The organism is Phycisphaerales bacterium (assembly GCA_016716475.1).
GTDB lineage: Bacteria > Planctomycetota > Phycisphaerae > UBA1845 > Fen-1342 > JADJWG01.
The window spans coordinates 1,036,222-1,052,330 of record JADJWG010000002.1 but is presented as its reverse complement, the minus strand read 5'-3'; the positions used below and the strand labels follow the sequence as shown (position 1 = coordinate 1,052,330).

Genomic DNA, 16,109 nt, shown 5'->3' with positions numbered 1-16,109 from the left:
AGGTTGTGCGATGTCGGTACCGACGGTCGTGCCCGCCGCCCCCACCGCGCAGCGCGCGACGAATGCGGCGCGGCTGCTGCTGCTCCCCGAGCTACTGAGCGCGTTTACGCATGACACCGCGGCGCTCCAGCGCCGTACTTTGCTGTCGGAAGCGCGTGACGCCCGCCAGCGGCGCCGTGAGGAACATGGTGCCGAGCTCACCGCGGCGCACGCCGAGGGTATGCGCCCCGTCGATGTCCAACGTCAGGAAGCAAAAACAGGTACCGGCCGCGCGACGTCCCGTGCCCACGCACTACAGCAGCCACCACAGAATGCGGTTCGCTCGGGTGAGCGCCAAGAAGGTGGTGCGTTCCGGCAGGCCCTGGCCGAGGCCCAAGGCCGTCCGCCCGCCGGGGTCTCTCCCTCCTCGGCGGTATCGAACGGCACTCAAGCCGGCACGGGGAGTGTCGCGGTGGCAACCATGCACGTCCCCGGCGCTGAAGCGGTTGCCAACCCCCGCTCCCACCCGGTTGCACATGCGGTCGCCACGCCAGTGATTCCCGCACAGGCAGTGCCAGTAGCTGGAGCAGTGCACACGCCGGCGATGGTTGCCGGTGGATCCGGAGTGACGAGCACCCCGGGCTCCGCAAGATCAACGACGAGCGGAGTGACGGCCGTGGTTGCCGCCAGTGGCACTGGTGGAGCAGGAAGTGGACAGCCCAGTGGGGCGGCAAGTAGTACGGCAACTGTCGGTGTGGGGCCTCAAGGCGCACTGCGGGCGGGTCTGCGCGGCGCGAATCCTGCGCCAAGTGCGCAGCTCACGCTTGAACCGGCCGAGGAGGATGTGAATGTCACCCGGCTGGTGCGTCTTGTGCAAACACGACTCGGCCACGACCGCTCCATCGCGACTATGCGGCTGGATCCACCGGAACTTGGGACGATGCGTGTCCGCATGGATATGAACCAGTCGCACTTGATCCTCGAAGTGGAAACACAAACGAGTGTGGCACAGCGATTGCTTACGGAGCAGGTGGAGCATCTGCGGCAGCGGCTGGAAGCCGCCGGTATCCAGCTCGAGCGCATGGAAGTGCGAGCACCGGCGGCCACGGAGCGTGCGGCCCAGGAGGGGCAGTCGCAGATGCAGGATGGTGGCGGTGCGGCGCAGCAGGAAGCGGCCGACCGCCGGATGGCCTGGTCCGCGGAGCGTGGCTGGGTCGAAGACGAGGATGTTCCCGAGTTGACGATGGCGGAGCCAGCGGCGACGGCCTTCCCGGAACCGGCGGCGGAGTCGCTGGTGAACGTACTCGCGTAGCGTGACGCGGAGCGTCCCGTTCGCAAATGCCAGGCAGGTGGTCGGGCTGAAGCCGCGATCGCCTGCGACAGACAGGGCGTTTGTCATGCAGACCAGCGCGATCGGTGTCGGCACGACCGGCAGCACCGCACGAGCGAGTGGTTTCGGGACCATGCAGTCCGAGGAGTTCTTCAAGCTCCTCATCACGGAGATGCAGCAGCAGGATCCGCTTGAGCCGGCCAAGACTGCCGACATGGTCAACCAGATTTCACAGATCCGCAGCATTGAGCTCTCGCAGCAACTCACAAGCGCCCTGACCCAGATGAGCCAGCAACAGCGCACCAGCGGCGTGAGCGAGCTCATCGGCAAATTCATCACGGCCCGCACCGCAACGGCCGAGGGCGCCCCCCAGGATGTACAGGGCATCGTGACCGGCGTACGCATCGGCTCGGATGGCAAAGCCGTCCTTGAACTCGATACGGGTGGAACTGTTGCTGCCGATGCGGTGACCCACATCACCACCCCCGAGGCCGTCGGAGCCGGTCAACCCGTCGCGCCGCAATCATCCACTGAGACAGCGGCAGGAGATGCGGTCGGGGCGGCGAACCCGGTTGCGGCGGACAAGCAGTCGCAGACTGCACGTGCACCGCAGCCCATCGATCTGCTCCCGTGGCTTTCCCTGGAAGGCAGCTTCCGGCTGTAGCCCCGAACTGGTCGCCTGATACGTACGAGGCACACGCATGGCACTGACGTCGGCGATGTATACCGCCCTGAGCGGCTTGCACGCGAACCGCACGCGGGTTGAGACCATCGGTCACAACATTGCGAACGTGAACACGACTGCATTCAAAGGTTCGCGCACCCTGTTCCAGACGCAGTTCTCCGAGCTGTTGTCGATGGGTACGCCGCCGGGCGAAGCGAGCGGTGGAACCAACCCGATGCAGATTGGTCGCGGCGTGGCCATCGGCACGACGCAGCGCCTCTTCGGTGGCGGATCGGTTGAGACGACCGGGCAACCAAGCGACCTGGCGATTGAGGGCGATGGCCTGTTCGTCGTGCGGACCGCGGGCGGCCAGACGTTTTACACCCGTGATGGTGCCTTTGCGCTGAACGCAACCAACCAGCTCGTGACGGCCGACGGCTATCACCTGATGGGCTACGGAGTGGATCAGCAGTTCAACGTCACCCCTGGCGCGCTCCGGCCACTGGAGGTACCGCTTGGGCGACTCAACATCACCAGTGCGACGCAGAACGTGGCGCTCGATGGTGATCTCAGTGCGGCGGAGCAGCGCGCGCTCAGTGGATCAATCCAAACATCCCAGTTGCTGGTAGATGGCGGCGGCGGCGCGGCGACGGCGGGCACACTGTTGACGGATCTGCGCAGCAGCACCGATCCGGGCGGAGTGCAGTTTGCGGAGGGTGACGTGATTCGCCTTGCGGGGGCAGCGCGGGGAGAACGAGTCGTACCCACGGCGGAATTCATCGTCGGCACGAACGGCTCGACGCTGGGCGACTTTGCCCGCTGGCTCGAGACCCAGCTCGGCATTCAGACGGGCACGGGCCTCCAGGGTGCCCCGGGTGTCTTCGTGGATAACGGTGCCCTGGTCATCCGCAGTAACGCCGGCGAGCCCAACGCGATCCAGATCGCCAGCAACCACTTGACCAGCTCCAACGCCTCCCGGGCGCTGCCGTTTACGCTTTCGCAGACGGCTACAGCACAGGGAACCGGCGTGTATACCTCCTTCACGGTGTACGATTCGCTTGGCAACCCCGTCCAGGTGAACGCGACTTTCACACTTGAGAGCACGCCCAACACCGGACCGGTCTGGCGGTACCTGCTCGATTCGCCCGGAGCGACCGGCGGCACGCGTGTGCTGGGCTCCGGTATTGCCCGGTTCAACACCGATGGCACGTTCGTCGATGCGTCCGGGAACGAGTTCACGCTGCCTCGTGACATGACCGGAGCCGCGACTCCGATTACGTTCCGGCTCAATCTCGCCGGCATTAACGGGCAGGCGACCAGCACTTCCAATGTGGTTCTTGCGGACCAGGATGGTTATCCGGCGGGCACGCTGACCAGCTATGCGGTCGGCGTCGACGGCACGCTCAGTGGCATCTTCAGCAACGGGCTCACGCGCCCCCTCGGACAGGTGGTGCTGGCGCGGTTCGCGAACAATGCAGGGCTCGTCGCCGAGGCCGACAACCTGTTCTCCGTCGGCCCCAACTCGGGTCCGCCGGCCCTCGTGACGGCGGGCACACTGGGCGCCGGACTGGTGCGTGGCGGAGCCCTGGAGGGCTCCAACGTCGACCTCTCCCGCGAGTTTATTGGGCTGATCACGTCGAGTACCGCCTTTCAGGCCAACAGTCGCGTGATCAGCGTCTCGAATGAGATGCTCGACAGTCTGCTCGTCGCGCTGCGGTAAACCTTGCGCGAACGGCAGTGCCTTTGATACCGGCCTGCTTCAAGGTGATGTCCATGATCCAACTGACGCGCCTCAACGGTCGGCCATTCGTACTCAACAGCGAACAGATCAAGGCCATCGAGCAGACGCCCGACACGATGGTACACCTGCTCAATGGGGAGCAGTACGTGGTACGCGAGTCGCTGGAGGAAGTCGTCCGACGGGCGATTGAGTATGGCCGCCTCGTGCGGGCCTTCCCAATACCGGTCACGTGAGCAGCGCGGCACGCTTTGCGCGGTGGCGCACAAACCGCCGTTGCCGGCCGGAGCGGCTGATAAAAGGCCTGAAGACTCGCCGTTCCGGCGCCGCCGATGAAGGCCGCCGTCTGCCGGGTCGATAAGAGCAGAGCCAGCGCTTGCACCTGAATCGGTGCTGCGGCGCCCTGCAGGCGGATGGAGTGGTATGCCCAAGGACATCGCACAGAACGAGAACGAAGCCGGCCAGAAGCCGCCCCGCAAGGTGCCGAAGACGCTGCTGCTGGTGCTCGGTGTGACCGTGGCGGAAGCGGCGGCGTTCCTGATCATCTTCAAGATGTTCGCGGGGGGGCCGCAGCCGGCGCACGGGGAGCACAATCCGGCGCTGCAGGGCGATGCGGCTTCGCAGCCGGCCGGTACCGTCGAGGTGCAGGTGGTGCGCGGCTTCCGTGTCCCGAACGACAAGAGCGGCATCCTGTTCCTGTACGACATGGACATCAGCGTGCTGGTGCCGCGGGCGGACCAGGCCCGGATGGAAGGACTGGTGGCCGAGCGCGGGGCAGAGATCGGTGACCGCCTCGCGCAGATACTCCGAGGGGCACACGACCGCATGCTCCGCGAAGATGACTTGCGGGCGCTGCGGCAACAGGTGGCACTCGGTCTGGCGGAGATTGCCCGCGACGACCGGCTGATTCTGCGCGTGCTGATCCCGCGTTTCGTACCGATGCGGACCGATTGATGTGCAAGGCGCCGCGCCCGACGACAAGGATGTTGAGCAGGCCATGACCGACGATCCACAAAACCAGCCACCCACCGCAGAACAGCCGTCTGATTCGTCGGCCACGGAGCCGCCGCTGGACCCGCAGGTCCCGGTCGACAGTGGTCAGCTTTCGGCGGAAGACCTCGCCACGCTCAGTAGCCAACTCGCTGGAGAAGCGGAAGCGGTGCCGGCGGCCGAGCCAGCCGCCCGGGATCCGGGCGACGCTGTGTTCGCAGACGCCGAGCGGCCTTCTGTGGCCGCCGCTGAAACACCGCCGGTGGAACCGCCCCCCGTTCACAGCAATACACTGGTTCAAGCCGAACTCGACGCGCTCGCGGACCAACTCGGCGCCGCCTACCAACCGCGTGCGGCCAAGCCCGTCGAACCTGTCAAGCAGCTCAGCCAGGCTGAACTCGCGGCCTTGACTGCTGGAACACAGGTTGGAAGCGCGGCGCCCGAAGATGATCCGATCGCCCAGGCCATGGCTGCCGCCATTGCAGAAGAGGCCGCGGTCGCTGCCGCGCAGGTTCGCACCGCTCCCGTGGTCGTGGGGGCGACGACGGTGCGTGTGTCAGCGGACGAAGCACAGGCCTTTGAAGCCCCGGAACTGGGTGATACCGTGCCGGCTGAGGAGGCGCCGATTGATTTGTTGGACGATGTGCAGCTCGATGTGCAGATCGAGCTGGGGCGGGCCCACATGTACATCGAGGATGTGCTCAAGCTGGGGGTCGGCTCGGTCGTCGAACTCGACAAGCTGGCCGGTGACCCGGTGGACATCTTCGTCAACGGCAAGCTGATTGCACACGGCGAGGTTCTTGTGCTGAACGACAACTTCTGTGTGCGTATCAACGACATTCAATGCCCGGTCCCGGAGCTCGGGCAGGCGTAGTGCTGCGACTGACGGACCATGGCCTGGAGGCCATGCGGTATTCGCAAGGGAGTGCCCAGTGCCAAGGATGGCTGCTCTGTGTGTCGTTGCGCTGTGGTGTGGCGTTCCCGCGGTTGCGGCTGGCGACAATGTACTAGCCCAACCCACTGGCGGCGTACTGCTGGCGGATGAGCTTTGGCAGACAACGGACCTGCTGGCAGGGCCGGGAGCTGAGAGCGCGGCTGCGCAACCGACCGTGTTGGACGAGCGCGGCGAGCGTCTGGTGACGCGGGAGCGTGGCGTCCGCAGTGCGGGGGCAGTGCCAACCGCTTCCGGCAATCTGGGATCGTGGTTTCGCACCACCACGGCGCTCGTCGCCGTGGTCGCCCTGATCCTGCTGCTCGCCTGGGGGTATCGTGCCGCGCTCGGGCAGCGCGGACTCCCCTTGGTAGCGCGTCCACGACACCCGGGGTTGCTCGAGGTTGTGACGCGCACGACACTTACTGCGCGCCAGGTGCTCTACCTCGTGCGGGTGGGTCCAAGACTGGTGCTCATCGGGGCGAGCGGGGAAGCCCTGCGCCCACTGCATGCCATCGAGGATGCCGACCTCTGCGCACAACTGCTGGGCCAGGCGGTGTCCGGCCGCACGGAGAGCGAGACGGCCGCGTTTCAGCGCTGGCTCGAGGAAGCGGCTCGGAATGAAGCCGCACCGGAGGAAGGTGCGGAGCCGCCGGTACCCGACGGACAGCGGCTGGAAGGTGTGCGAGGCCAGTTGCAGGCCGCACTCGGGCGCCTGCGCACACGTTTCGGGGAGGCGTGATGCGCTTGCCGATCCTTGCCTGGTGGGGACTTTTTGCCGCGCTGTGGGTGCTGCCCACTGCCACGCTGGCGCAGGAACCTCCCGCTGCGTCGGCCACGCCCGTGGCAGCGGCCACCGGTGGGGAGGAAACTGCGCGCAGCAGCGACCCGTTCTACGTGCCGGCGCTCAGCGACCTCGTCCCGAAGGCCAACAGCCGCGAGGCGCTCAGCAATTCGCTCCAGATCCTCATCATGCTTACGCTCCTGACGGTGGCGCCGAGCATCCTGCTCATGATGACCTGCTTTGTGCGCATGCTGGTCGTGCTCGTGCTGCTGCGACAGGCGCTCGGCACGCAGCAGTTGCCGCCGTCGCAGGTGCTGGTCGGCCTGGCCCTGTTCCTGACCTTTCTTGTGATGGCGCCGACCGGTGAACGCATTCACCACGGGGCGGTGCAGCCCTACCTGAACGAGGAACTCGGCCAGGTGCAGGCCATCGAACGGGCCGGCGGGGAGTTGCGGGCGTTCATGTTCGACCAGATTCGCCACGCCGGCAACGAGCAGGACGTCTACCTGATGTACGAGTACTCCCAGCGCCGCCCGCTGACGGGTGACGAGCTTCTCGTGGAGCGCGATGTGCCGATGACGGCGCTGATCCCGGCCTTTCTGCTCAGTGAGCTGAAAGTGGCGTTCATCATCGGCTTCAAGATCTACCTGCCGTTCCTGGTCATCGACATGGTCATTGCGACCGTACTGGTTTCCATGGGCATGATGATGTTGCCCCCCGTGCTGATCTCGCTGCCGTTCAAGCTTCTGCTCTTTGTGCTGGCCGACGGCTGGCACCTCGTGGCCGGGGCGCTGATGGCGAGCGTGGCCTGAGCGCGGGCCTGTCAAGGAGCTGCGCATGGATGTTGCTGCGGCCACCGATCTTGGACGCCACGCCCTGTTGACGGTTCTGCTGCTGAGCGGGCCGGTACTGGGTGTCGGTGTACTGGTAGGATTCGTGATCTCGCTGCTGCAGACGCTGACCCAAATCCAGGACCAGACGCTCAGTATTGTTCCCAAGATTGTGGCGATGGTGGGGGCAACCATCTTCTTCGTGCCCTGGCTGGCACAGCATCTGCTTGAGTTCTCGCAAGCCCTTTTTGCGCTGCAGTAACCACAGGAAATCCTGACCCGTGCCACTCCCCGCGGCCGATGCACTGCCGACCGAACTGCTGGGCGTCCTGCTCCGGCTGCCCATCTTTGCGCTGGTAGCCGGCCGCCTGGGCGGACTGCTGATGTTCCAGCCCGTGTTCGGGGCGCTTTCCGTGCCCATTCGGCTGCGGGTTCTGTTCGTGCTGGCGCTCGCGGCGCTCATCACACCGCTCGTGCCGCTGCCGGCGGATGCGCCCGACACGCCGCTGGGGGTCCTGCTGGCGATTTTCGGTGAGCTGCTGCTCGGCCTGCTGCTCGGCCTGGTGACTTCGCTCTGCTTCCTCGGGATGCAGTTCGGCGGCCTGCTCATCGCGCAGGAGTCCGGGCTCGCCTACGGCCAGATCGTTGACCCCACGAACGAGGAGCAGGACACCGTGGTCGGCGTGTTCTATCTGCAGTTGGCACTGGTCGTCTACCTGATCCTCGGTGGGCACCGCGCTCTGCTGAGTGCCTGCCTCGACACCTTCGGCGACGTGCCGTTACTCGCGGCCACACCGGCAGCGCTGCTCGGTGGAGACCTGCTGGTCAGTGCGCTGGTGCTGAGTACGAGTCTCGCGATCCAAGTCGCCGGCCCCGTGCTGCTGACGCTCTTTCTGGTGAATGCCGCGCTGGGCTTCGTCTCGCGCAGCATGCCGGCACTCAACGTCCTGCTGCTGGGCTTTCCCCTGAAGGCCGGGCTGGCGTTCTTGCTCATGGCGGTCGGTTTACCGGCCGCGATCGATGCCTTCTCCGCGGCCGTGCAGGAGGCCTATGGCTGGATCGACACCCTGCTTGCGGCGGTGCCGCAGTCCTGAGTGGTTGGTGGAGCAGAGACGATGGCCCAGCAGGATGATGGTGGCGATCGGACTGAGCAGCCGACCGCGCGTCGACGCGAGGAAGCGCGCGAGGAGGGCCAGGTCGCCCGCAGTCAGGACCTGACGGCCGCGGCCTCGCTGCTCGCCGCCCTGGTGTTGCTGCGGTTCTTCGGACCGGGTCTGCTCGACAGCTTCCTCGACATGTTGACCGCACTGGGCGAACCCCCCGAATTGACGGCCGACGCACTTGCGCCGTGGATTCGCCGGGTCAGCATGGGGGTGGCTGCCGCCTGTCTGCCGCTGCTGGCACTGCTGGTGGTCTGCACGGCCGGAGCCGGGATGGCACAGGCGGGGTTGATGCTGACGCCGAAGAAACTCGGCTTCAAACCAGAGCACATCAACCCGGTGAAGGGGTTGCAGCGGGTCTTTTCGAGCGAAGCGCTCGTGCGCTTCGGCATGGGCCTTTTCAAGGTGCTGATTGTCGGAGCCCTCGCATACTTTTTCATTTCGAGCCAGATCGTGGCATTGCTTGCCACCGGTGGACTGCACCCGGCCGGCTTCCTGGGGCGGGGCGCGGGTGTGGTATTCGACCTTGCGCTACGACTGGGTTTCGCACTGCTGGTGCTGGCGCTGCTCGATTACGCCTTTCAGCGCTGGCGGCTCGAGCAACAGCTCATGATGACCAAGCAGCAGGTGCGCGACGAACTGAAGAAAATGGAGGGCGATCCGTTGCTCAAGCAGCGCCGCCGGCAGATGCAGGCGCGCCTGGCGATGCAGCGTGTGCAGGCCGAGGTGCCACGCGCCGACGTGGTTGTCACCAACCCGACGCACTATGCCATCGCCATCCGTTATGACGAACGCACCATGCGGGCTCCGCGCGTCGTGGCCAAGGGCAAGGATCTGCTGGCGCAGCGCATTCGCCTGCTGGCGCAGCAGCACCAGGTACCCATTGTCGAGCGACCGCCACTTGCGCGGGCGCTCTACGCGGGTGTGGAAGTGGGGCAGGACGTGCCGCCGGCGTTTTACCGGGCGGTGGCCGAAGTGCTCGCGTATGTGTACCGCCTCGCCGGCCGGGCAGCGGGATAAGCGTCTGGGAGACGGCGCAACGACCGACGGCAACAGCCGGAACGACTACCCCGTGGGGCATCCGCAGGGCGCGCGGCATGTCCTGCTGCGCGGGGACCTGTCCGACCGCGGCACCCTGATTCATCCAGCCCGTCGTCAGCGCCCCGCACGATTCGCCCGTGACACCCGTTCCCGCTTCAGGTCGGCCCCGTGTCCGATCGAAAGAAAGATCAGCCGGCGGAGCCGGCTCGCCCTGGGAATGTGTTCCGGTCCACCGCCCTGCGGTTGCACCGGTGTTTCCACGGGTGCCCGGGAGAATCCGTTTGGCAGGGACGCTCGACAAGTGGCCGCCGCTGCGCTTCCTCGCGGAACACCGCGGGCTGCTCTTTCCCGCGTGCGCCGCCGCGCTGATCTTCGTCATCCTGATCCCGCTCCCGACCCAGTTCCTCGACTTTCTCCTGCTGATCAACATTCTCACCACGACCATCGTCCTGATGACGGTGATGTACATCCGTGGGCCGCTGGAGTTCTCCAGTTTTCCCTCACTGCTGCTCGCCCTGACGCTCTTCCGGCTGGTGCTGAATACGGCCACTACCCGCCTGATTCTCGCGAACGGGGCGCAGGGGACCGATGCGGCCGGCCATGTGATCGAGGCCTTCGGCATCTTCGTCGCAGCCAACTCGCTGGCCGTCGGCGTGATCATCTTCCTGATCATCACGGTGATTCAGTTTGTGGTCATTACGAAAGGTGCCACGCGCATCGCGGAAGTTGCCGCGCGGTTCACCCTGGACGGCATGCCCGGCAAGCAGATGGCCATCGACGCCGATCTCAACGCCGGCATCATCGACGAGGCCGAGGCCAAGCGTCGTCGCCAGGAAATTTCCCGCGAGTCCGACTTCTACGGGGCGATGGACGGTGCCAGCAAGTTCGTTCGCGGCGATGCGGTCGCCGGCATCCTGATCACGATTGTGAACATCCTCGGCGGGCTCTACGTCGGCATGGTGGAAGGCGGATTGACGCTCATGGCCTCGCTCGCCCTTTACACCAAGCTCACCATCGGAGACGGTCTCGCCAGCCAGATTCCGGCCTTCGTCCTGTCGGTCGGCGCCGGCATGCTGGTCACGCGCAGCACGGGCAAGACCAACCTCGGCGAGGAGGTCCTTGGCCAGCTCTTCTCCAAGCCCATTGCCATTGCAATCGCCGGGGCCTTCCTCGCGGTGCTCATGCTGACGCCGCTGCCGAAAGTGCCGCTGCTCTCGCTGGCCCTCGGCTGTGCCACGATTGCCTACTTCCTGAACCGGGCACAACGCGACACCACGCGCGAACAAGTGGTTGCCGCTCAGCAGCAGGACCGGGCGAAGCCCGAGCGGATCGAGTCGCACCTCTCGGTCGACCCGCTCGAGCTCCAGGTCGGCTATGCCCTCGTGCGCCTCATCGACCGCAGTCGCGGGGGCGACATGCTTGACCGCATCCAGTCCATCCGGAAGCAGACCGCGATCGACCTGGGCCTGATCGTGCCGCCCGTCCGCATACGGGACAATGTCGAACTTCAGCCGACCCAGTATGCCGTGCTGCTCCGCGGCCAGGAAATTGCCCGGGGTGAGCTCCACCCCGACCGGCTGCTGGCGATCGACTCGGGTGTTGCGAGTCAGCCCCTGAACGGATTCGAAATCCGCGAACCGGCCTTTGGCCTGCGGGCCTGGTGGATCTCGCCGGAAATACGCGACCAGGCCGAGCGGCTCCAGTACACGGTCGTCGAGCCCTCCGGCGTATTGGCCACGCACATCACGGAACTGATTCGCCGCAGCGCCGCCGACCTGCTCAGTCGGGCCGACACGCAGAAATTGCTGGACAACGTCAAGGAACGCAACGCCGGTCTTGTGGACGAAGTCGTCCCCAACGTCCTGAAGGTCGGTGATGTCCAAAAAGTGTTGCAAAACCTGCTGCGCGAGCGTGTGCCCATCCGCGATCTCGAGATCATCCTGGAGACCCTCGGCGACTATGGCCCGCGCACGAAAGACCTCGAAGTACTCACCGAGTATGTCCGCAATAGTCTCGCACGGGTGATTTGCGGCCAGTACAAGGACCCCGCCGGCACCATCCACGTCGTATCTCTCGACCCAGCCACCGAGGATTACGTGCAGGCCAACGTCCAGCGTCTCGAGCTGGGATCGACGCTCACGCTGCCGCCCGAGCGCCAGTCCGAGCTCGCCCTGCGCACACGTCGGCAGGTCGAAAATGCCGCTGGCGCTGCCGGGGGCGCCACACTGGTCGTGTTGACTTCCCCGCAGGTACGCCTCTGGGTGCGTCGCATCATTGAACCGATTCTGCCCCAGACACCGGTCCTCGCACTCAACGAAGTGGTGCGCGGCATCGACGTCCAGGCCCACGGAGTAATCAGTCTTGACATCCAACGCGGGACCTTTCGAGCCCCGTCCACGCGTGAAGCCCTGGCGCTCGTGAAGAGCGCCCTGGGCCCCGACGCGGTGATTCTGCAGACGCGGACCCTCGCGGGCGATGACCCGACGCGCCGTTGCGTCGCGATTACGGCTGCCGGGCCGGGTAGCGCAAGCGCCGAATCGACTGTTTCTGGCAGGGGACCGCGTCCCGCCCGTGCGAACACCGCGCAATCCGGTTTCACGGTCGGAGCACAATCGCCACCTGCGGTCAGTAGTGCGACAAGTCCACCTGTCAAAGAGTCGTCCGGGGCGTCGGTCCCGGCATACCTCTATCCCTACTATGTCGAGCTTGTGCAGGCCGAGGTGGCCGAGGAACTCGCTGCGACCTTGCTGCAGGATGCCGCCCGTCGGCTTCCACAGGGCGACCATCCGGATCGCGCCCTGCGGGCCGCATTAAGGGCCTACATCGCCCACACCCTGCCCGAGGCCGGCGGTGTCAAGTTGAATGCTGGCTGTACCCGACGCGTGGCGCTGGTAGGCCCGAGCGGTAGCGGCAAGACCACCACGCTTGCGAAGCTCGCCGCACACTTCAAACTCCGGCAGGGGCGGAGCGTGGCACTGCTTTCGCTTGATACCCACCGGATCGGCGGCTCAGATCAGTTGCGCCGTTATGCGGATGTACTCGATGTGCCGTTGCATACGGCCCAGCACATCTCCGAGGTCAAGGACGCTCTACGCGCCACGGCTGACGTGGATTTACTGCTGATCGATACGGTGGGTCTCGGTCCGCGCGAGCAGGGCAAGTTTGCGCGGCTCGCGGCCCTGCTGCGGGCCGCCCGCCCGGACGAACAGCACCTCGTCCTTCCCGCGACGCTGCTGCCCTCGGTGCAAGCGCGGACCGCCGGGAGTTTCGCTCCGCTGGGTATCGACCGTGTCGTTCTCACCCGCCTCGACGATGCCGTCGGTCTTGGGGTAATCCTCAATGCTGTCAAACGGCTGAACCTGCGGCTGTCCTACCTGACCCATGGGGACAGCGTTCCGGATGACATTGAGGAGGCCTGCGGGCGACGTGTGGCCGAGCTTTTGTTGTTATCAGACGATTCGCGACCCTAGGGTGTCAGTGGGTCGGACGACGCCATGGTGCGTCGCCTGGAGCCCAGCACCCGCCGCCCGGTGGATTTTACCCGGCTCCGGGGGGGCAGCGGTGTCGTCAGTACGAAAAGGGGCGAGGGCTGGATAATACCCGCACGTGATCTTGGTATCGCGATGCCAGCCCGGGGAGGATCTGCTGGTTACCGGACCCATGGGATTGTTGGCGATCCACGGTAAGCGCTGTGCAATGCACGAGTTTCCAGGACGTTCTCTGCATGTGGTCGGGGAGGTGCTCAGCGTTGCCCATTCAGCCGCCGCTGTCCCGGCTAGCGGCGGTGCGGTCTGCAAGCGGTTGGCGGGCATGTTTCTGAATGGACCGCGCTGCAAGACCGCGTACCACGCAACCGATAGGAACCACCAAGGAAGGTGTCGATTTGGTCGGTACAACCGGAGCACAGATCGGGCTGCTCGCTTTCGCGGTCGCCGTTGTGGCGGGCCTCCTGGCGGGTAACTCGGCAACGGTCATTTTGCTGCGCGCCATCGTCGCGCTCCTGGTGGGAGCCGGGGTGGGGCAGGCCGCGGCGTGGACCGCAAAGACGGTGCTGCGAGATTACCTGCAACGCCGCAAATTGCTGATCGACCAGGAGCACAAAGCGGCCGTGCAGGCCATCCTGACACCCGGAGATGTGTCGGACGAGGTTGAGGAACACGAGACCGGGGCACAGGACGAGGGGGCTGTCGCATGACACGCGGACGTAATCCCCGCGGCCGGCTGCGCCGCGTCAGTCGTGAACACCGCGTTCAGTCGCTACCGGATGCGGCCGCGGTTCTGCAGGTCTGGCAGGAATTCAAAGCGACGGGGGGCGATACGCTCCGCAACAAGCTGATCGAGCACTATCTCTACCTCGTGCGATACAACGCGGAACGGATTGGTGCGAAGCTGCCGGATGAGGTTGATGTCGATGACCTGATGAGCTCGGGGATTTTCGGGCTGGTCGATGCGATCGACGCCTTTGACCTGGAGCGCGGAGTCAAGTTCGAGACCTATTGCGCCCCGCGGATTCGCGGCGCGATCCTCGACGAGCTGCGCAGCATGGATTGGGTGCCGCGGCTGGTGCGACACCGGGCGCAGAAGCTCGCCAGTGCGACACGTGCACTGGAGGTCGAACTGGGTCGGATTCCAAGCGACGATGAACTGGCCCGTCGGCTGAACATGTCGCGCGGCCAGTTTCAGAAGCTGCTCCGTGACGCCAGCGCGGTCTCACTGGTGTCACTTTCGCGCAAGTTCACCGATCCCGATTCTCAGAGGGACATCTTCGAGATTGACGTCCTGCCCGACGAGCGTGGCACTGATCCCGTGACCGAAGCCCAGAAGCAGGACCTGAAGGAACTGCTCACGCGCAGCTTAAGCCGTGCCGAGCAGCTCATCGTCGTGCTGTACTATTACGAGCAGATGACCATGAAGCAGATCGGGCAGACGCTCGATCTATCCGAGTCCCGCGTCAGCCAGATGCATTCTGCGATCCTCGCCAACCTGCGCGCGCAGCTTCAGGCCCGCGCCGAGGCCGCCGCTCCGCAACCGGCCGACGCCTCGTGAGGACAGACTGCCATGTCCGCGATTCCCCCCGGCTGGCTCGGCTCGATTGCGCAGATCCAAGGCGCCCAGCAGCGGGCCGCGGCGGACAAGAGTCGGACGGATGCCGCCCAGGCCGATCGGGTGAGCGGGGGTAGTTTCGCCGATAAATTACAAGACATCATTGAAGCGAGTGACCGCGACGCCCAGGTTTTCGCAGATGCCGAAGGCAGCGGCAGCCAGGGCCGGCCCGCCGACGACGAGGCCGAGGAGCATACGCCGCGCGCCGCGGACGAAACGCGCGGCGCTGAGCCGGCCGGGGGCGCCATAGATCTGACCGCATAGCGCACAGGGCACTCAGTTGGCCCGCACTGCCGCAGCCCGGACGCGGTTCGGCTTCACGTCACGCACTTCGACCAGCTCGCTGAGGGGCGGATCCAGCAGCAATTCCGCGAACGTCTGGGCGTTGATGTCGGCCGTCAGGCGATAGGTGGCGTAGCCGTCGCTGAAGTCACCATGGACGCTCTGAATGCCCCGGAGTTGCTCGAGCGCCCGGCGCAGGCGGACATAGTTGGCGAAATCCATCCGCTCGACCTCGAAGACGATCTCGCCGCCGCCGCCGATTTCGCGAGCCCACTTCTCCATAACGGATTCAAAGAGCTTGATGGCCAGCACCGGCTCGCGGCGATCGGTGTCGGGGAAGGTCGCCGCGACGAGCGCCTGCATGGCGGCCTGAGGGCTGTTGGTGCGTGTGCCGCGCACGCCGCGCTCGCGGGCGGGAATCGACTCGCTCGCGAGCATGGTGTTCGTGTCCGTGCGATAGGCCTCGGCCATCACCGTGCAGTTGTAGAAGGCGACCGGGTTGCCGAAGACTTCGCGCAGGCCGGCCCAATCGGCGCGCGCGTAGCCGCGAATGTAGACATGGGCACCGATGTCCTTGGCGAGTTGCTGAAGCTTGGCGTCGTCGCCCTTGATGAGCGCGGCATCCGCCTCACGACGCTGCTGGTCGTTGAAGCCGGTGCGTGACATGACGTTGAAACCGGCCTTCGTGAACATCTCGGCGATGCGGCGTTCCACGATGGACGCGGGCTGCGGACGCTCGTCGATGCGCTCGTCGATCAGAATCATGATGCGAGGATTCCCCATCTGCTCGAGCGTCGCTCGTATTTCGCCCCATTGCTGCACGACCGTGCTGCGGCTCACGGTGGCACGGATGCGGGCTTTCCAGGTGCCACCGGCAACCTCGCGCTGGTCGAGAATCTGGTAGTCGGTCACGATGCCATTCGCCATGCTGTAAATCGTGTCGCGCAGCAGTTCGAAGTTGCGCACCTCCGACTGGCTGCTGATCCAGACGCCGGCACCCTGCTCAAGCGCCTTGCGCAGCGCCTGCCGCACGGCATCGTCCTTGTTGTAACCTTCGGCCTCGACGGTCACGGTGCGGCGTTCGTCGTCTCCCGGCGAGGCGGCTTCCTGTGCCAAGCTGCGCGGTGCAACCAGCAGGCTCCCGCCCAGCAGAATTCCGATCAGCGTGAATGCTCGCATGGGTACTTCGTTCCTTTCACAGCGGGCACCGCAGTGCCCTGTTGAACCCGGGACGACGATCTTCGTATCCTCGCGGAACAATCGCTGCCGCGGTCCGC

16 protein-coding genes are annotated in these 16,109 nt (G+C 65.6%); 15 read left to right on the top strand and 1 reads right to left on the bottom strand.

Features of this window, described 5'->3' with window-relative positions:
• The first annotated feature begins 10 nt into the window (after positions 1-10).
• From IPM18_11965 to IPM18_11895, 15 genes are all read left to right on the top strand, one after another.
• Positions 11-1,291, top strand: a complete 1,281-nt coding sequence (locus tag IPM18_11965) for a flagellar hook-length control protein FliK (protein ID MBK9120300.1) — start codon at positions 11-13, stop codon at positions 1,289-1,291.
• An 85-nt stretch (positions 1,292-1,376) separates the two neighbouring features.
• Positions 1,377-1,973, top strand: coding sequence for a hypothetical protein (locus tag IPM18_11960; protein MBK9120299.1), 597 nt, complete (start codon positions 1,377-1,379; stop codon positions 1,971-1,973).
• Between the two features lie 37 nt (positions 1,974-2,010).
• Complete coding sequence (locus IPM18_11955) at positions 2,011-3,693, top strand: flagellar hook-basal body complex protein (GenBank protein MBK9120298.1); 1,683 nt, start codon at positions 2,011-2,013, stop codon at positions 3,691-3,693.
• A 53-nt stretch (positions 3,694-3,746) separates the two neighbouring features.
• On the top strand, positions 3,747-3,947 hold the full coding sequence (locus IPM18_11950) for a flagellar FlbD family protein (protein MBK9120297.1): 201 nt from the start codon (positions 3,747-3,749) through the stop codon (positions 3,945-3,947).
• Between the two features lie 187 nt (positions 3,948-4,134).
• Positions 4,135-4,665: a hypothetical protein gene (locus IPM18_11945; protein ID MBK9120296.1), complete on the top strand. Its 531-nt coding sequence runs from the start codon at positions 4,135-4,137 to the stop codon at positions 4,663-4,665.
• Positions 4,666-4,708: 43 nt separating this feature from the next.
• Entirely contained in the window at positions 4,709-5,575 is an 867-nt protein-coding gene (fliN, locus tag IPM18_11940; protein MBK9120295.1) for a flagellar motor switch protein FliN, read from the top strand.
• Positions 5,576-5,633: 58 nt separating this feature from the next.
• On the top strand, positions 5,634-6,374 hold the full coding sequence (locus IPM18_11935; protein MBK9120294.1) for a flagellar biosynthetic protein FliO: 741 nt from the start codon (positions 5,634-5,636) through the stop codon (positions 6,372-6,374).
• Positions 6,374-7,228 carry a flagellar type III secretion system pore protein FliP gene (fliP, locus tag IPM18_11930; protein MBK9120293.1) on the top strand — a complete coding sequence of 285 codons (855 nt, stop codon included), beginning with the start codon at positions 6,374-6,376 and terminating at the stop codon, positions 7,226-7,228. Before IPM18_11935 ends, fliP begins: the two co-directional genes overlap by 1 nt.
• Positions 7,229-7,253: 25 nt before the next feature.
• A complete protein-coding gene (locus tag IPM18_11925) occupies positions 7,254-7,508 on the top strand; it encodes a flagellar biosynthetic protein FliQ (protein ID MBK9120292.1) in 255 nt (84 codons plus the stop codon).
• 19 nt (positions 7,509-7,527) lie between these two features.
• Positions 7,528-8,340 (top strand): flagellar biosynthetic protein FliR, encoded by an 813-nt coding sequence (locus IPM18_11920; protein ID MBK9120291.1) that lies wholly within the window; start codon positions 7,528-7,530, stop codon positions 8,338-8,340.
• 21 nt (positions 8,341-8,361) lie between these two features.
• Complete coding sequence (gene flhB / locus IPM18_11915) at positions 8,362-9,426, top strand: flagellar biosynthesis protein FlhB (protein MBK9120290.1); 1,065 nt, start codon at positions 8,362-8,364, stop codon at positions 9,424-9,426.
• Between the two features lie 302 nt (positions 9,427-9,728).
• A complete protein-coding gene (gene flhA / locus IPM18_11910) occupies positions 9,729-12,917 on the top strand; it encodes a flagellar biosynthesis protein FlhA (GenBank protein ID MBK9120289.1) in 3,189 nt (1,062 codons plus the stop codon).
• Between the two features lie 413 nt (positions 12,918-13,330).
• Positions 13,331-13,642, top strand: coding sequence for a hypothetical protein (locus IPM18_11905; protein MBK9120288.1), 312 nt, complete (start codon positions 13,331-13,333; stop codon positions 13,640-13,642).
• Positions 13,639-14,493 (top strand): FliA/WhiG family RNA polymerase sigma factor, encoded by an 855-nt coding sequence (locus IPM18_11900; GenBank protein ID MBK9120287.1) that lies wholly within the window; start codon positions 13,639-13,641, stop codon positions 14,491-14,493. The genes IPM18_11905 and IPM18_11900 overlap by 4 nt, the downstream gene beginning before the upstream one ends.
• Before the next feature lie 12 nt (positions 14,494-14,505).
• Entirely contained in the window at positions 14,506-14,814 is a 309-nt protein-coding gene (locus tag IPM18_11895; GenBank protein ID MBK9120286.1) for a hypothetical protein, read from the top strand.
• 12 nt (positions 14,815-14,826) lie between these two features.
• On the opposite strand, the gene IPM18_11890 is transcribed toward IPM18_11895, so the two are convergent.
• Complete coding sequence (locus tag IPM18_11890) at positions 14,827-16,011, bottom strand: hypothetical protein (GenBank protein ID MBK9120285.1); 1,185 nt, start codon at positions 16,009-16,011, stop codon at positions 14,827-14,829.
• Positions 16,012-16,109: the final 98 nt, after the last annotated feature.

Coding starts and splice junctions, on each gene's coding strand:
- IPM18_11965 (MBK9120300.1), top strand. CDS start 11: ATGTCGGTACCGACGGTCGTGCCCGCCGCCCCCACCGCGCAGCGCGCG.
- IPM18_11960 (MBK9120299.1), top strand. CDS start 1,377: ATGCAGACCAGCGCGATCGGTGTCGGCACGACCGGCAGCACCGCACGA.
- IPM18_11955 (MBK9120298.1), top strand. CDS start 2,011: ATGGCACTGACGTCGGCGATGTATACCGCCCTGAGCGGCTTGCACGCG.
- IPM18_11950 (MBK9120297.1), top strand. CDS start 3,747: ATGATCCAACTGACGCGCCTCAACGGTCGGCCATTCGTACTCAACAGC.
- IPM18_11945 (MBK9120296.1), top strand. CDS start 4,135: ATGCCCAAGGACATCGCACAGAACGAGAACGAAGCCGGCCAGAAGCCG.
- fliN (MBK9120295.1), top strand. CDS start 4,709: ATGACCGACGATCCACAAAACCAGCCACCCACCGCAGAACAGCCGTCT.
- fliP (MBK9120293.1), top strand. CDS start 6,374: ATGCGCTTGCCGATCCTTGCCTGGTGGGGACTTTTTGCCGCGCTGTGG.
- IPM18_11925 (MBK9120292.1), top strand. CDS start 7,254: ATGGATGTTGCTGCGGCCACCGATCTTGGACGCCACGCCCTGTTGACG.
- flhB (MBK9120290.1), top strand. CDS start 8,362: ATGGCCCAGCAGGATGATGGTGGCGATCGGACTGAGCAGCCGACCGCG.
- IPM18_11900 (MBK9120287.1), top strand. CDS start 13,639: ATGACACGCGGACGTAATCCCCGCGGCCGGCTGCGCCGCGTCAGTCGT.
- IPM18_11895 (MBK9120286.1), top strand. CDS start 14,506: ATGTCCGCGATTCCCCCCGGCTGGCTCGGCTCGATTGCGCAGATCCAA.
- IPM18_11890 (MBK9120285.1), bottom strand. CDS start 16,011: ATGCGAGCATTCACGCTGATCGGAATTCTGCTGGGCGGGAGCCTGCTG.